At 46.6% G+C, this 16,055-nt stretch carries 16 protein-coding genes; 1 reads left to right on the forward strand and 15 read right to left on the reverse strand.

The annotated features are described in order from the left end of the window. Positions 1 to 60 precede the first annotated feature (60 nt). The 15 genes from rnhB to rpsB form a co-directional block, all read right to left on the reverse strand. Positions 61 to 693 (reverse strand): ribonuclease HII, encoded by a 633-nt coding sequence (gene rnhB, locus OX890_RS15805; protein ID WP_126492382.1) that lies wholly within the window; start codon positions 691 to 693, stop codon positions 61 to 63. Beyond that, complete coding sequence (gene lpxB, locus OX890_RS15810) at positions 693 to 1,871, reverse strand: lipid-A-disaccharide synthase (protein WP_126492383.1); 1,179 nt, start codon at positions 1,869 to 1,871, stop codon at positions 693 to 695. The genes rnhB and lpxB overlap by 1 nt, the downstream gene beginning before the upstream one ends. A 220-nt stretch (positions 1,872 to 2,091) precedes the next feature. Beyond that, on the reverse strand, positions 2,092 to 2,862 hold the full coding sequence (gene lpxA, locus OX890_RS15815) for an acyl-ACP--UDP-N-acetylglucosamine O-acyltransferase (RefSeq protein WP_126492384.1): 771 nt from the start codon (positions 2,860 to 2,862) through the stop codon (positions 2,092 to 2,094). After that, entirely contained in the window at positions 2,859 to 3,323 is a 465-nt protein-coding gene (gene fabZ, locus OX890_RS15820; protein ID WP_106650029.1) for a 3-hydroxyacyl-ACP dehydratase FabZ, read from the reverse strand. The genes lpxA and fabZ overlap by 4 nt, the downstream gene beginning before the upstream one ends. Before the next feature lie 31 nt (positions 3,324 to 3,354). After that, on the reverse strand, positions 3,355 to 4,380 hold the full coding sequence (gene lpxD / locus OX890_RS15825; RefSeq protein WP_126492385.1) for a UDP-3-O-(3-hydroxymyristoyl)glucosamine N-acyltransferase: 1,026 nt from the start codon (positions 4,378 to 4,380) through the stop codon (positions 3,355 to 3,357). 3 nt (positions 4,381 to 4,383) lie between these two features. Further along, positions 4,384 to 4,881: an OmpH family outer membrane protein gene (locus OX890_RS15830; protein ID WP_011846353.1), complete on the reverse strand. Its 498-nt coding sequence runs from the start codon at positions 4,879 to 4,881 to the stop codon at positions 4,384 to 4,386. A 64-nt stretch (positions 4,882 to 4,945) separates the two neighbouring features. After that, the gene (gene bamA, locus OX890_RS15835) at positions 4,946 to 7,426 is read right to left on the reverse strand and encodes an outer membrane protein assembly factor BamA (RefSeq protein ID WP_012088728.1); all 2,481 of its coding nucleotides are present in this window, start codon (positions 7,424 to 7,426) and stop codon (positions 4,946 to 4,948) included. A 31-nt stretch (positions 7,427 to 7,457) separates the two neighbouring features. Then, positions 7,458 to 8,828, reverse strand: coding sequence for a sigma E protease regulator RseP (rseP, locus tag OX890_RS15840; protein ID WP_126492386.1), 1,371 nt, complete (start codon positions 8,826 to 8,828; stop codon positions 7,458 to 7,460). Between the two features lie 39 nt (positions 8,829 to 8,867). Further along, positions 8,868 to 10,058, reverse strand: a complete 1,191-nt coding sequence (ispC, locus tag OX890_RS15845) for a 1-deoxy-D-xylulose-5-phosphate reductoisomerase (protein ID WP_041411071.1) — start codon at positions 10,056 to 10,058, stop codon at positions 8,868 to 8,870. A 4-nt stretch (positions 10,059 to 10,062) separates the two neighbouring features. Then, positions 10,063 to 10,920 carry a phosphatidate cytidylyltransferase gene (locus tag OX890_RS15850; RefSeq protein WP_126492387.1) on the reverse strand — a complete coding sequence of 286 codons (858 nt, stop codon included), beginning with the start codon at positions 10,918 to 10,920 and terminating at the stop codon, positions 10,063 to 10,065. Between the two features lie 21 nt (positions 10,921 to 10,941). Continuing rightward, positions 10,942 to 11,769 carry a polyprenyl diphosphate synthase gene (gene uppS / locus OX890_RS15855; RefSeq protein WP_006085248.1) on the reverse strand — a complete coding sequence of 276 codons (828 nt, stop codon included), beginning with the start codon at positions 11,767 to 11,769 and terminating at the stop codon, positions 10,942 to 10,944. Positions 11,770 to 11,851: 82 nt separating this feature from the next. Continuing rightward, positions 11,852 to 12,409: a ribosome recycling factor gene (gene frr / locus OX890_RS15860; protein ID WP_012088724.1), complete on the reverse strand. Its 558-nt coding sequence runs from the start codon at positions 12,407 to 12,409 to the stop codon at positions 11,852 to 11,854. A 21-nt stretch (positions 12,410 to 12,430) separates the two neighbouring features. Continuing rightward, positions 12,431 to 13,168 carry a UMP kinase gene (pyrH, locus tag OX890_RS15865; protein WP_006080981.1) on the reverse strand — a complete coding sequence of 246 codons (738 nt, stop codon included), beginning with the start codon at positions 13,166 to 13,168 and terminating at the stop codon, positions 12,431 to 12,433. Between the two features lie 68 nt (positions 13,169 to 13,236). Then, positions 13,237 to 14,088 carry a translation elongation factor Ts gene (gene tsf / locus OX890_RS15870; protein ID WP_006085247.1) on the reverse strand — a complete coding sequence of 284 codons (852 nt, stop codon included), beginning with the start codon at positions 14,086 to 14,088 and terminating at the stop codon, positions 13,237 to 13,239. Between the two features lie 120 nt (positions 14,089 to 14,208). Then, the gene (gene rpsB, locus OX890_RS15875; protein ID WP_006080979.1) at positions 14,209 to 14,937 is read right to left on the reverse strand and encodes a 30S ribosomal protein S2; all 729 of its coding nucleotides are present in this window, start codon (positions 14,935 to 14,937) and stop codon (positions 14,209 to 14,211) included. A gap of 283 nt (positions 14,938 to 15,220) precedes the next feature. On the opposite strand from rpsB, the gene map reads away from it, so the two are divergent. After that, a complete protein-coding gene (gene map, locus OX890_RS15880) occupies positions 15,221 to 16,051 on the forward strand; it encodes a type I methionyl aminopeptidase (RefSeq protein ID WP_227257044.1) in 831 nt (276 codons plus the stop codon). The last annotated feature ends 4 nt before the right edge of the window (positions 16,052 to 16,055 follow it).

Raw genomic sequence — 16,055 nt, forward strand, 5'->3', positions numbered from 1 at the left:
ACCCAAACAACCTCAAGATACCTATTTCGGCTTGTTTGGGTTAAATGCTAAAATCAGCGCTCACAGTCCCAGTAATGCTTTGACGGGTTTGAAACTTTTACGATACTGGTCAAACACACCATGTTCAGCGATAGCCGCAAAGTGTGCCTTAGTTGGATAGCCCTTATGCTGAGCAAAACCGTATTGCGGATAAGCAGCATCGAGCACGTCCATCTCACGATCCCGCGTCACTTTCGCGATGATCGAAGCGGCGCTGATGCTAGCAATTAAACCATCACCTTTAACGATGCTGTGACTGGTAAGCCCAGCGCCATTATGGGCAACAAAGATGGGGCTACGATTGCCATCCACAAGCACAAGCTCAGGGGCAATATTAAGCCCAGCAACCGCACGCTGCATCGCCAGCATAGTGGCGTGCAGAATATTCAACTCATCAATTTCAGCAGGACTGGCGCGGCCAACGTGATAACACAAAGCTTTATCACAAATCTCATCGAACAGTGCTTCGCGGCGCTTCTCAGTGAGTTTTTTCGAATCATTCAGGCCACTGATGGGCTTGCTCGGATCCAAAATCACTGCGGCAGTGACGACGTCGCCGACTAAGGGGCCACGGCCGACTTCATCCACTCCGGCAATCAACCCCGTCGAAAAGGCCAGCAAATCGGCTTCATTTAAACTTTTATAGGTTGCCACTAATTAGCCTCCGGCGATTTAGCCTGAGTGTGTTTAGGCTCAACCAGCGCCATTACCGCTTCAGCAGCTTTTAAGCTCGCATCACGACGTAATACTTGGTGTAATGCTTCAAACTCGGCTTTGAGCGGCGCAAAATCGCGATTGAGCTCAAGGGTCACGACAGCCGCAATTTTCTCTGGGGTGCAATCTTCTTGGATAAGTTCTGGGACGAGATCTTTTCCAGCAAGCAAATTCGGTAACGAGAAACGCTCGACCTGCATCATGCGCTTAGCAATGCGATAGGTTATCGGGCTCACGCGATAAGCCACCACCATAGGACGCTTGACTAACATGGCTTCTAACGTCGCAGTGCCAGATGCCAATAAAATACCATCGGCCGCTGCCATCACTTCACGGGACAGGCCTTCAATCATGTGGATTTCAAGATCAGGCGCAAAATCCTTCAGTGCTTGCTCAAATTGGTCACGGCGTTTTTGATTCACCAGCGGCGTCACAAAACGTATATCAGGGAAGTTCTGTTTAATCAGTAAAGCCGCCTTCACAAAAGGCTCAGCCAGTTGCTTTAGCTCTCCACCGCGGGAACCGGGCAGAATCGCTAAATATTCAGCATCGGCATCTAATCCAAGCAAGGCACGGGCTGCGGCCTTATCACTTTGGAAAGGAATATCGTCAGCCAAAGTATGACCCACAAAGGTACAAGGCACCTGATGCTGATCGTAAAACGCTTTCTCAAAGGGCAACAGCGATAGCACCATATGAGTAGCCTTGGCGATTTTGAATATCCGTTTTGGGCGCCACGCCCACACAGACGGACTCACATAATGGACCGTCTTAATGCCGCGCGCTTTGAGTTTAAGCTCAAGACCAATATTAAAGTCCGGTGCATCAATGCCAATAAAACAATCGGGCTTAAGCGCGGTAATCTCTTTAATCAGGGAGGCACGTACTGTTAATAAGCGAGGCAAACGGGATAGCACTTCAACAATTCCCATCACGGCGAGTTCTTCCATCGCAAACAGGGATTTAAAGCCAAGGGCTTCCATGCGGGGACCACCGATACCGACAAAATGCGCATCGGGATGAGTCTTTTGCAGCGCCGCCATTAAACCTGCGCCTAAAATATCGCCCGAGAGTTCTCCGGCAACCATGGCAAACACTAATGGAGTTTTATTGCTCATAAACCAATCATGTCTCATGAATGAATGACATTGGATGACGGGGCGAACAACAGCTAAAACGCATCATGCCAAGCCATACTGCTGTAAATTAATGATTAAGCTCATTGATGGTTGAATACACAAGGACATTGCTAACGACAACGTCTAACCACCCAATAGGCTTAAGCCAATAATACAAAAGGGCATAAAAATGCCCTTTTGTTGTCGTGTGGTCATCAAGTTAGCGAATAATGCCGCGATTCGATGACTTTACAAATTCAAGGAACAATTTCACTTGCTCATCGCTCTGCGCATCTTCAGCCAACGCTTCAATCGCTTCTTCAACTGTCAAGCTGCTGCGATATAAGGTTTTATAAGCACGGCGCACTGCCAATTGGCTTTCTTTAGAAAAACCACGACGTTTCATGCCTTCGCTGTTTAAACCGCGTGGAATCGTCGGTTGACCCGCCGCCATCACAAAGGGAGGTACATCCTGCAGCACTAAAGAACAACCTGCAGTAAACGCATGGGCACCGATATGCACAAATTGGTGAACACCTGTCATGCCGCCTAAAATCGCCCAATCACCCACATGTACGTGACCCGCGATAGAAGCGTTATTGGCCATGATCACATTGTCGCCGACCACACAGTCATGGGCGATATGTACATAGTTCATAAACAGGTTGTTCGACCCAATACGCGTCTCACTGTTATCTTGGACTGTACCGCGGTGGATAGTCACGTTTTCACGGATGACGTTATTGTCACCAATGATCAGTCGTGTGGGTTCGCCAGCGTACTTTTTGTCTTGGCATTCTTCGCCTACTGAGGCGAATTGAAAGATACGATTACCTTTGCCGATAATCGTTGGGCCTTTAACAACCACATGGGAACTCAACCAACAATCATCACCAATTTCAACGCCTGCACCGATATAGGTCCAAGGGCCAATGGTGACGTTATTGCCAATTTTTGCATCGGGATGCACAAACGCTAATGTATCTATCACTGACTAATCTCTCTGCGGGCACACATGATTTCAGCGGAACAAACCACTTCACCATCCACTTTGGCCTCACCGTAGAAGACGCCAATCCCGCGGCGCTCTTTAATCATTTTGACATCAAAATGGATTTGATCTCCTGGCTCAACCACACGTCTAAAACGCGCATTGTCGATACCAGCAAAGTAATACAACACCCCTGGAGGTGGCACATCACTACTCATGGTTTTAAAGGCTAACAGGCCAGTTGCCTGCGCCATGGCTTCTAAAATAAGCACGCCTGGCATCACAGGCTGAACCGGGAAATGTCCCTGAAAAAATGGCTCATTTATTGAAACGTTTTTGATCGCCTGCAGACTAACACCAGGAGTGTAATCAAGCACACGATCGATCAATAGGAATGGATATCTATGGGGTAGATATTTAAGTATTTCTTTAATATCCATAGTGTTCATTTGATTAGACACGAACCGAGTTCCTCAAATTGCCTTGGAGCAATTAATCTGGTGTTTTTAAATTTTTTTCCAACGTTTTAACACGCTGGAACAGTTCATCTAACTGACGGAAACGAACTGTGTTTTTACGCCAAAGTTTATTGTCCATTGCCACTGTGGCAGAAGAGTATAAACCGGGCTCACGCATATTAGTGGTAATATTCGTAGCACCAGACACATGCACACCATCGGCAATGCTCAAATGACCTGCGATGGCACAACTACCACCAATAATACAATATTTACCAATAGTGACACTGCCTGCGATGGTCGTACTGCCAGCGATAGCGGTATTCTCACCGATAATATCGTTATGGGCAATTTGTACTTGGTTATCGATAATCACCCCATCGTGGATCTCGGTATGGCCTAATGCCCCCCGATCTACCGTTGAATTCGCACCTATCTCAACCCGATCGCCGATACGAACGCCGCCCGTTTGTGGGATTTTAATCCACTGACCGCGTTCATTGGCATAACCAAAACCATCGGAGCCTAATACAGCGCCCGAATGGATAATACAATCTTGTCCTAAATGCACATCGTGATAGACAGTGACATTAGCCCACAAACGCGTTTTTGAGCCAATAACCACATCTTGTCCGAGCACGACACCGGCACCTATCTGGACATTTTCACCTAAAATGACGTTCGCACCAATAACCGCATTCGCCCCAATCGCAACACCTTCACCTATATGGGCAGAAGCGTCAATTTGAGCCGAAGGATGGATACCCACCGCCGCTTTAGGCGTAGTGTCCAAATACTGGGCAACACGGGCAAAACCGACATAAGGATCTTTTACAATTAACGCAGTACCTTGATAATCCTGCGCATCTTTAGCTGACAATAACACCGCACTCGCTTGAGTCTCCTCAAGCTGAGAGCGATATTTACTGTTGGCTAAAAAAGAGATTTGACCTGCTTTGGCATGTTCTAAGGTCGCCACACTATTAATAATTAGCGTTTCGTCGCCTTGAATATCACCGTCTAATAACAGGCCTAGCTCTTTTAAAGTCACACTTTTCATCTATTACTTGCCTTTGCTTAAGGCTTCAACCACTTTGCCACTGATGTCAGCGTTAGGCTTAACATAAATGACTGCACCACGTTGTAATACCAAATCATATTGGTCTTTTTCAGCGATAGTGTTGATGGCTTTCTGCACTTTAACTAACAGTTTATTTTGCTCTTCACCTTGGCGACGACGTAAGTCTTCATCCAATGCTTTGCCTTTTAACTGATATTCAGATTTTAGCGATTCCATTTTACGAACCAGTTCCGTTTTTTGTGCATCGTTCATTAACGCACCGTCACGTTGCTGCTTCTCCATTAGAGAGCGCATTTCTTCTTGCATTTTTTGGACATCAGCCATGCGATCGCCAAACTCTTTCTTCAGAGATTGAGAGATCTGTTCACGTTGTGGCAGCTGTTCGAACACAGCCCCCATATCCACTACGGCAATTTTCTCAGCATGTGCCATTAACGGCGCGCCTAACAAAACTAACGTCATCAGCGCGCGATTTACCATCTTGTTCAAAATAAACTCCTTGTTACCTTGTTATAGTCAGCAAAACTTGCCGAGTGTATGCCTTTTAAAAAGTTTTGCCAATATTGAAAGAGAAGATCTCTGTTTGGTCGCCTTCGTATTCTTTAATCGGCCACGCTAAGCTAAACACCATAGGACCCATAGGTGATAACCACTGCACACTTAAGCCCCAAGAAGCGCGCAGGCGTGCTGGATCACTGTAGTCCTGTAACTTAGCAAACTCGTCCGCTGGAAGTGTTTGATATGCATTGTAATCAAACTCAGTATCCCAAACGTTACCCGCATCAACGAAGAAACTCGTACGCACTGAGTTAGTGTAAGCCTCATCCAAGAATGGCGTCGGTACAATCAACTCCATGCTCGCTGTCGCAAGGGCGTTACCACCGATCGAACGGCCAGAACTCACTTGGATACTGTTAGGATCGCCCGGCAAACTACAACCATCGCCCGATGGATCCGGTGCACATGGTTCACTACCTCGGTAGAGATAGAATGAACGAGGCCCCACAGAGTTAGACTTAAAGCCTCGCAGTGAACTGCTACCACCTGAGTAATAGTTTTCCCAGAAAGGCAGAATTTGGTCGTTATCATTAAATTGACCATAACCGTTACCATAACCTAATCGACCACGGGCCAAGAGCACAAAGCTCTGACTACGGTTAATAGGGAAATAGAAGTTAGTGTCAAAGTCTGTCTTAAAGTACTGTAAATCAGACCCTGGCGAAGTCATTTTACCGTTCAAACGCTGAGACGAGCCGTCTGTTGGGAAAGTGCCACGGTTCAAGGTGCTACGATACCAGCCCAGACTCAGTTCAAAGTTATCGAAACTTAAGTCCGCATTTGGATCGTCATCACGGTAGATGTTATAGAAACGCAGTGCTTGTTCATAGGCAGAAATTTCAGAAATCGTGTTATGACGATAGCCTATGCCACCATTGATACGATTGTATTCGTTGATCGGGAAACCCGAGTTCAACGCCACACCGTAAGAACTGTTTTTATAACGCTCTAAGTTAGCTTCATTGGCGTCAAACTCGCTCCAATAAACGCTCCCCCCTAAACTCACGCCATCTTTCGTCCAATACGGATCGGTATAAGATAAGTTAACGTTCTTAGAATACTTGTTGGTGCTCAAGCTGATACCCGCTTGGTTACCTGTGCCTAAGAAGTTATTTTGCTGCACACCAAACTGTAAGCTCAGGCCTGATTCAGTACCATAACCGACACCGGCGTTGAATGAGCCCGACGGCTGCTCTTTCACTTTCACCGCAACATCGACTAAATCATCGGTACCTGGCACTTGAATCGTTTCAGTGTCAACGGTTTCGAAGAAGCCCAAACGGTTAAGACGCGCTTTAGATTGCTCAACTTGCGCTGAGTTTAACCAAGCCCCTTCCATCTGACGCAGTTCACGGCGCATCACTTCATCTTTGGTCACTGTGTTACCAGTAAAGTTAATCGCACGCACGTAAACACGTTTACCCGGTTTAACATTGATGTTTAAGGTCACTTCTTTAGTCTTATCATCAATTTCAGGATACGTTTTGACTTCTGGATAGGCATAACCGAAGCGGCCTAAATACTTGCTGTACATTTCTTCGGTGAAAGTCACATCACCGCCGTTGTACATATCACCCGCTTTGATCGGCAGAATTGATTTCATCAACTCTTCACGGCCCATCAAATCACCCGTCAGGTTTACTTCTTTAACTTTATATTTCTCACCTTCATCTACGTTGATGGTGATATATAAACCTTTACGGTCAGGTGTCATCGCCACTTGAGTCGAGGTGACTTCAAAGCGGATATAACCTTTATTGTGATAATAGGTTTTGATGGTCTCGAGATCGGCCTGCAGCTTTTGCTTCTGATAACGGCGCTCGCCGAACAGATCCCACCAAGCCACATAATCTTTAAGTTCCAGCATGCCAATCAACTCAGCATCGGTGAACTCATGATTACCGACCACGTTAATTTGGCGTATTTCGGCCGCTAAACCTTCGGTGAACTTAAATTTCAGCTCAACCCGGTTACGGGGTAAGTTGATCACTTGAGCTTCCACTTTAGCGCCGTATTTACCCACGCCGTAGTAGAAATCCTGCAGACCCTTTTCAATACCGGTCAACATAGTGCGATCGAGCGACTCACCGACTTTAACGCCAGAACCGTCCAGACTTTCCTGTAACTGTTCGTCTTTAATGTCTTTGTTGCCATCGAATGTCACGGCACTGATGGTAGGACGTTCAGTGACTTTCACCACTAATACGCCGCCATCTCGGCTCACGGAGACATTTTCAAAGTTAGTCGATGCATACAAGCTTTTAATGGCTTGTTGAATTCTTAACTGGTCAACAGTGTCACCTACTTTTACTGGTAAGCTTAACAGGGCAGCACCGAGTGCAACTCGCTGCAAACCTTCAACTTGGATGTCGGTCACTTCAAACGGTTGGAAAGTATCAGCCAACACAGTCCCTGAAAACGACGCACCGACGAATAACATCGAGGCAAAAAGTTTATTCAATCTCATAGAGCACTTCTAATTATTAGTCTGTCCTTGCTCAGAGTCGGGCAAAATCATTGAAAAGCGCAATGCTCATCAACATCAGCAGTATTGCTGCCCCAAATCTGAATCCTATTTCCTGCACCTTTTCAGGTACAGGTTTACCAGTTATTACTTCAATAAAGTAATACAGCAGGTGTCCCCCATCGAGCACAGGTAAAGGCAACAAGTTAATGATGCCTAAATTAACGCTGATGAGCGCGAGGAACCCGAGAAAATAGACCAAGCCATAGTTTGCACTACTGCCCGCACCCTGTGCGATCGAGATGGGTCCACTCAGGTTTTTCACCGACACATCGCCGGTAAATAATTTGCCAATCATCTTAAAGCTCACAGCAACAAGTTGCCATGTTTTATCCGCTGCGATGCCGAAAGAATCGATTGGTCCATATTCAAGTTGTAAACGCATATTGTCTGGCCATGGCGCTTGGGTTGGGCTCACCCCCAGCATACCTATCTCTTGGCCATCGGCGCTTTTGCTGCTTAACGGTGTCACTGCCACGTTAAACTGTTCGCCATTACGACGCACAGTTAAGCTCACAGGCACATTGGCAGAATGTTGAATAATGTCAACAAAAGCCTGCCAATCGGTATAATTTTTACCATTTATCGCCACTAAGGTATCGCCGACTTTCAGCTCGCTCTTGGCAGCAGCGCTGTCAGGGCTAATTGCAGCTATTGTCGGGTCGATTTCGGGGCGATATATCCCTAAACCTAAGGTGGTAATCGGCGATTCTTTTTCAGGATCAAAATGCCAATTGCGGGTATCTAAGGTATAAGAGCGCGCGCTGGAATCTAGGCCCTGCAAACCGCTCAATGGCGTCAGCGATACACTCAGGCTTTCATCGCCTATGTGGCCCACTAAGGCTAAATTCACTTCTTCCCAGTTACGCACAGCCTGGCCGGAAATGGCCATAATTTGCATGGGCTCTGTGACCTGAATTTGCGCGGCGGCAGTCCCGGGGGTCGTCGAGGTGATCACAGGCTTCAGTGATGGCACACCAATCAGATACATAAAATACAGGGCAACGATGGCAAAAATAAAATTCGCAATCGGGCCAGCAGCCACAATCGCAATGCGCTGCCATACGGTTTTACGATTGAATGCTTGATCTTTTAATGCTTCAGGGACGTCTTCGACGCGCTCATCGAGCATTTTGACATAGCCACCGAGTGGGATCATGGCTAACACGTATTCAGTGCCGTCTTTACCGACACGACGCCAAATCGCCTTACCGAAACCAATGGAGAAACGTTCGACTTTGACACCACAACGGCGTGCGACATAGAAATGGCCGTATTCGTGGGCGGTGATTAACAGGCCCAGTGCAACGATGAAAGAACCTAAGTTCCATAAAAAATCTAACATCCCACTCCTTACGTCATTGATTTAATCACTCAGCCATTGCTAAGCGATGCTTGCTAAGGTCTCACGCGCATAGACGCGGGTTTGCGCATCTAAGGCTAAAATATCTTCTATGCTGCCCATAGGGCGCTTAGGCACAGTCACTAAACAAGCTTCGTTCACTTTTGCAATTTGAGTAAAGCCAATTTGTCCCTGTAAAAACGCTTCAACAGCAATCTCATTGGCTGCATTTAACACAGTTGTCGCCTCTTGGCCTTGGGCACACGCGTCCATTGCCAGAGCTAAACAGGGGAAACGTTCAAAATCAGGTTCATAAAAGCTTAACTGTCCGACTTTGAAAAAATCTAAAGGTTCAACGCCAGAATGAATTCTTTGCGGATAAGCCATGCAATGGGCAATAGGCGTACGCATATCTGGGTTACCCATTTGGGCAATAACGGAACCATCACGGTACTGCACCATAGAGTGGATCACGCTTTGCGGATGGATAACAACCTTAAGTTGCTCAGCCTGAGTGTTAAACAACCAACGTGCCTCAATAAACTCTAAGCCCTTATTCATCATAGTGGCGGAGTCGACGGAGATTTTAGGTCCCATGGACCAATTAGGATGTTTACAGGCTTGGGCTGGCGTCATGGCGGCCAGTGTCGCAAGATCCGACCGCAGGAAAGGTCCGCCAGAACCGGTTAACAGAATATGGGAAATACCCGATGCCGCTAAGTCACAACGGCCAAGGTTGGCTTGCACTTCTTGGGGGAGACATTGGAAGATGGCATTATGCTCACTGTCCACAGGCAAGAGCACAGCGCCAGAGCGCTTAGTCGCCTCAATAAACAGCTCACCTGACATGACTAAGGCTTCTTTGTTGGCCAGTAATACCCGCTTACCCGCCTTTACGGCTTCAAGCGTCGGTACTAGCCCAGCAGCCCCAACAATCGCCGCCATCACAGTATCCACTTCGGCAGCGGTCACTAAACCGAGTAAATCGTTCATGCCTGTGGTGACTTGGATATTGAGCGTCGCAGGTAAAACGGCACGCAACTGTTTTGCTGCCGCTTCATCCACCATATGCGCCACTTTCGGTTTATGCGCCAAACAAAGTGCAAGCATCTTATCAACACTCGCGTTGGCCACTAATCCATACACGCTATAAGCGAATGGATTAGCCGAGATCACACTTAAGGTACTGGCACCTATAGAGCCGGTAGCACCCAAAATCACCATATTTTGCATAGCGTTACATCCAGAATGCAATGTAGATCAGGGTAAACACCGGCAAGGCTGCTGTCAGGCTGTCGATGCGGTCGAGCACGCCGCCGTGACCTGGCAAAATGGTGCCAGAATCTTTGATACAGGCCGCGCGCTTAAACATACTTTCAGATAAATCACCCAGTGCTGACACTAAGGCAACAAATAAGGTCACGGCCACAACTAAGCCCAGTTCTTGCTCAGGCGAATAATACATCACCGCACCAACCACTATCATAGTGGTCACTAAACCACCGAGTAAGCCTTCAAGCGTTTTCGCTGGGCTAACCGCTGGCATCAGTTTGGTTTTACCTATCGCCTTGCCCACGAAGTAAGCGCCTGAATCCGCAGCCCACACAATCAACATCACCAATAACACCAACACAGGGCCGTAATAAGGCGAAGCTTGCGAGCTAATGGATTTGAGCGCGATAAGGGCGACAAAGCAAGGTATTAAGGTTAGCTGTCCAAACATGGACTTAAACATAGGATTCTTTTGCCAAAACTTAGCGCTTTTAGGATAAGTCACCACTAATAACAGTGAGGCAAACCACCAAAGTGCGCCAATGTAGAGAATGGCTAAATAGATAGGGTGTAACTGATGGCTTAACCAAACCGCATCGATTGGCACAATCAGATTAAGTGCTACCAACAAGATACCGACCGTACAAGTGAAGCTCCACTGGGTGACGTCACACTGATTATCGATAATTCTTCCCCATTCCTTTGCAGCAATGAGAAAGACGCCGACCAAGGCCCAAGCGAAGTAGTTGGCAGGGAGTAAAAATATCGCCCCCAAAACTAATGGAACTAACCAAATTGCTGTTATTATTCGTTGTTTTAGCAAAAAAAAATCCCTCATGAGGTTTTACAATGCACGCATCTCATCAATCTGACTTCCAGTCAAACCAAAGCGGCGCTGGCGACTTGCAAAAATGGCAATCGCTTCATGAAAAGCCTGTTCATCGAAATCAGGCCAAAGGGTGTCGGTAAACACCAATTCTGCATAGGCCGCCTGCCACAGCACAAAATTGCTGATGCGACAGTCCCCGCCCGTGCGGATCATTAAATCAACTTCACTCTGATTTTGCATGCACAAATGTGCACTTAAGGCTTCTTCGGTGAACTGACTGCTGGTCATTTCGCCAGTTTCGACCTTTTCCGCTAATTTTTGGGCTGCTTGAAGTATGTCCCAACGGCCACCATAGTTAGCGGCAACATTCAGAACCAAGCCAGTATTGCCTGATGTTTTCTCTTGCGCAGCTGCAATTTGCTTCTGTAATCGCGCCGAAAAACGGCTGATATCACCAATAATTTTCAGCTTAACCTGATTTTTATGCAGCAATTTAATTTCGCGCTGTAATACGGTAAAAAACAATTCCATCAGCAAGCTGACTTCTTTATCGGGTCTACGCCAATTCTCGCTAGAAAATGCAAACAACGTTAGCGATTCAATGCCCAATTGGCTTGCCGTGCTTACGGCTCTTCTAACGGCCTTAACACCGGCCTTATGTCCCAACACTCGTGGTTTACCTTGGGTTTGTGCCCAGCGCCCATTGCCATCCATGATAATGGCAACATGCTTAGGTAACGACTGTTTCACGAGTTCGGGTAATTGTCCCGGCAAGGTCGTTTGAGTGTGTAAATCACTCTCACTCGTCCTAGGGTGCGGATCAAGTTCCACTGTGGATGACATCTAATACAGCCCTTTAAAATAGACAAACGCCGTGTAGTATACCCCTACACGGCGCATCAACTCTAGCTTATCGAACTTGAGATTAGACTTCCATCAACTCAATTTCTTTGGCCGCTAAAATCTCATCGACCTTTTTAATATGAGCATCGGTGAACTTTTGTACTTCTTCTTCGCTGCGACGAACATCATCTTCAGTACAAGCTTTGGCTTTCTCAAGCTTTTTCACTTCAGAAATAGCATCACGACGTACGTTACGGATAGCGATACGACCGTTTTCAGCTTCGTTACGCACCACTTTGATGAAGTCTTTACGACGTTCTTCAGTCAGCGCGGGTAATGGAATACGTAATGTCGCGCCTGCAGACATAGGGTTCAGACCTAGATCAGAGCTCATAATGGCCTTTTCAACGGCTTGGATAGCACTACGATCGAATACAGTCACAGACAGAGTGCGAGAGTCTTCAACACCCACGTTAGCCACTTGGTTCAGTGGTGTCATAGTACCGTAGTAAGACACTTGAATTGAATCAAGCAGGCTTGGGTGGGCACGACCTGTACGTACTTTTGCCATTTGGTTTTTAGTTGCGTCTACACATTTACCCATGCGTTCTTGCGCATCTTTCTTAATGTTCTCAATCACGTTAAATGTCCTTCTTGGTCATTAAATAACTTTTTTCGCTCTGATCAGCGTGCCTTCTTCTTCACCCATGATAACGCGGCGAAGAGCGCCAGGCTTGTTCATGTTGAAGACTAAAATAGGCATGTCGTGATCACGCGCCATAGTAAAGGCTGCTAAGTCCATTACTTTTAATTCTTTTTCCAGAATTTCCGCATAAGTCACTTCATCATACTTAACGGCGTCTGGGTTCTTCATTGGGTCTTCGGAGTATACACCGTCGACTTTAGTGCCTTTCAATACAACTTCAGCTTCGATTTCAATGCCGCGTAAACAGGCCGCAGAATCGGTCGTGCAGAAAGGATTACCTGTACCGGCAGCAAAAATAACCACTCGGCCAGATTTTAGCAAGCTGATCGCTTCAGCCCAATTGTAATCGTCACACACACCCTTTAACGGGATAGCTGACATCAGACGGGCATTAACATAGGCACGGTGCAAGGCGTCGCGCATTGCCAAGCCGTTCATAACCGTTGCCAGCATACCCATGTGATCGCCCACCACACGGTTCATGCCTGCTTTTGCTAGGCCTTCACCGCGAAACAGATTACCACCACCAATAACCACACCCACCTGAATACCCAGCTCAACCAGCTCTTTCACTTCCTGAGCCATGCGATCTAATACTTTGGGATCGATGCCGAAGCCTTCGTCGCCCATCAGTGCTTCGCCACTTAATTTAAGAAGAATGCGTCTAAATGCGGGTTTTGGATTGGTGCTCATAATTTTTATCCTGGTCATAACAAGACCGCAGCTATTGCCGCGGTCTTGGGGGTATTTAGCGTTGGCGATTAAGCCTTTTTAGAAGCAGCGATTTGAGCAGCAACTTCAGCTGCGAAATCTTCTTCTTTCTTCTCAATACCTTCACCCACTTCTAAACGAATGAAGTTAGTGACTTTAGCGCCTTTCTCTTTCAGAATTTCGCCAACAGTTTTCTTTGGTTCCATGATGTAAGCTTGACCAGTCAGAGAAATCTCACCGGTGAACTTCTTCATACGACCAAGAACCATCTTCTCAGCGATCTCTGCCGATTTGCCTTCGTTCATTGACATTTCGATTTGCAGAGCTTGTTCTCTTGCAACGATTTCTGCAGGAACATCTTCTGGGTTCACGTATTCAGGCTTAGAAGCAGCAACGTGCATTGCGATGTGCTTTAAGGTTTCTTCGTCAGCTTCACCGGCTACAACAACACCAATGCGCTCACCGTGACGGTATGAAGATAGGTTTGCACCATCGATGTACTCAACACGACGAATGTTGATGTTTTCACCGATTTTAGTTACTAACGCAACACGTGCGTCTTCGAACTGTGCTTTTAAATCTTCAAGCGTCACTTTAGATGCAGCAGCGGCATCTAATACTGCGTTCGCGAATGCTAAGAAGTTTGAATCTTTAGCAACGAAGTCAGTTTGACAGTTAACTTCTAACAGCGCAGCGAAACCTTCGCCATTCTTGATCAGAATTGTACCGTCAGCAGCGATGTTACCCGCTTTTTTAGCAGCTTTAGCAGCACCAGACTTACGCATGTTGTCAATTGCTAACTCCATGTCGCCGTTAGTTTCTGTCAGAGCGTTTTTACAATCCATCATGCCTGCGCCAGTACGGTCGCGCAGTTCTTTAACTTGGGCAGCAGTAATTGCCATTGTTAAATCCTCTATAAAAAATCGACTAATTTGCAGATATAAAACAGGGGCCGAATGGCCCCTGTTAACCAATCAAAAATCTTGGTTAATAAGGGTGATGATAATCATCGCGCCTTATTATTATTCGGCTTCTACGAAACCGTCTTGCTCAGCTTGAACAGCCAAATCTTGACCACGGCCAGCTTTTGCAGCAGCAGCAACAGAAGAAGTGTACAGGCGGATAGCACGCATAGCGTCGTCGTTACCAGGAACGATGTAGTTAACACCATCTGGCGCAGAGTTAGTATCAACAACTGCAACAACAGGGATACCCAGGTTGTTAGCTTCTTTAATAGCGATATGCTCATGGTCAGCACCGATGACGAATAATACGTCTGGCAGGCCGCCCATGTTTTTAATACCACCTAAAGATTTTTCCAGCTTTTCAAGCTCACGAGTACGCATCAGCGCTTCTTTCTTGGTCAGCTTGTCGAAAGTACCGTCAACTGATTGGCTTTCTAGTTCTTTCAGACGTTTGATTGACTGACGAACAGTTTTCCAGTTAGTCAACATACCGCCTAACCAGCGGTGATCAACATAAAACTGATCACAAGACAGAGCAGATTCTTTGATCGCTTCGCCAGCAGCACGTTTAGTACCAACGAATAATACTTTACCTTTCTTTGAAGCTACGTTGCTGATGAAAGCCAGCGCTTCATTGAACATTGGCACTGTATGCTCAAGGTTGATGATGTGAACACCGTTGCGAGCACCGAAAATGAATGGCTTCATTTTTGGGTTCCAGTAACGGGTTTGGTGACCGAAGTGGACACCGGCCTGAAGCATATCGCGCATTGAAACTGTAGTCATTTCTATTACCTTAAAATTTAGGGGGTTAGACCTCCACGCATCCCATGTCTTCGACCCCGCAATTGATAACTGAGGGCACCCCGAAGAATGTGTCGACACGTGTGTGATTTAGTATTTAGACAAATAGCCATGTATAATGGCCGCCATCTTTAGTCTTGCAAGTATCTAAGCAGAGCAAAAGCTGGCTTGGACAATTCATCAAGACTTAAACATAACGGCGCGCTTTATACCATAAATAGCCCTAAAGCACAAATTTTTGCATTAGGTTGCGTGGCCAACAGACATTAAAGACACAAGAGAAAACGCAATGAGTATAGTCATCAAGACAGCTGAAGAAATTGAAAAAATGCGTGCTGCGGGCAAACTTGCCGCACAGGTATTAGAAATGATCGCTCCGCATGTTAAGCCGGGCGTGACCACCAATGAACTCAATGACCTCTGCGCCAAATATACCGAAGAGCAAGGTGCGATTTCGGCGCCGCTTAACTATCATGGTTTTCCTAAGTCCATTTGCACTTCTGTAAACCATGTAATTTGTCACGGTATTCCAAACGACAACCCACCATTGAAAGAAGGCGATATCCTCAATATCGACATCACAGTGATTAAAGACGGTTATCACGGCGATACCTCGCAGATGTTTTTAATCGGTGAAGTGAGCGCGAAAGACAAACGTCTGTGCCGCATCGCTCAAGAAAGCCTGTATTTGGCCATTCGTAAGGTGCGTCCGGGCCTAAAACTGGGTGAAATTGGCAATACTATCGAAAAATTCATCAAAGCAAGCAAAACAGGCCTTGAGAAATATTCCATCGTGCAAGATTATTGTGGCCACGGTATTGGCTCGGGTTTCCATGAGGAACCTCAGGTCATGCATTACCGCAACGGCGATAATACAGTATTACGCCCAGGCATGTGTTTCACTATTGAACCTATGATCAATGCCGGTCGCCACACGACCATACTCGATCGCGATGATAAGTGGACGGTTACCACCTCCGATGGTAAAAATTCTGCCCAGTGGGAACATACCCTACTTGTGACTGAAAAAGGGGTTGAAGTACTGACCCTGCGTGAGGATGAAGATTTCCCACGCATCATCAATCACGAGCGATAGGCCA

The sequence above is a fragment of the Shewanella sp. DAU305 genome, assembly GCF_026802235.1.
Lineage (GTDB): Bacteria > Pseudomonadota > Gammaproteobacteria > Enterobacterales > Shewanellaceae > Shewanella > Shewanella baltica.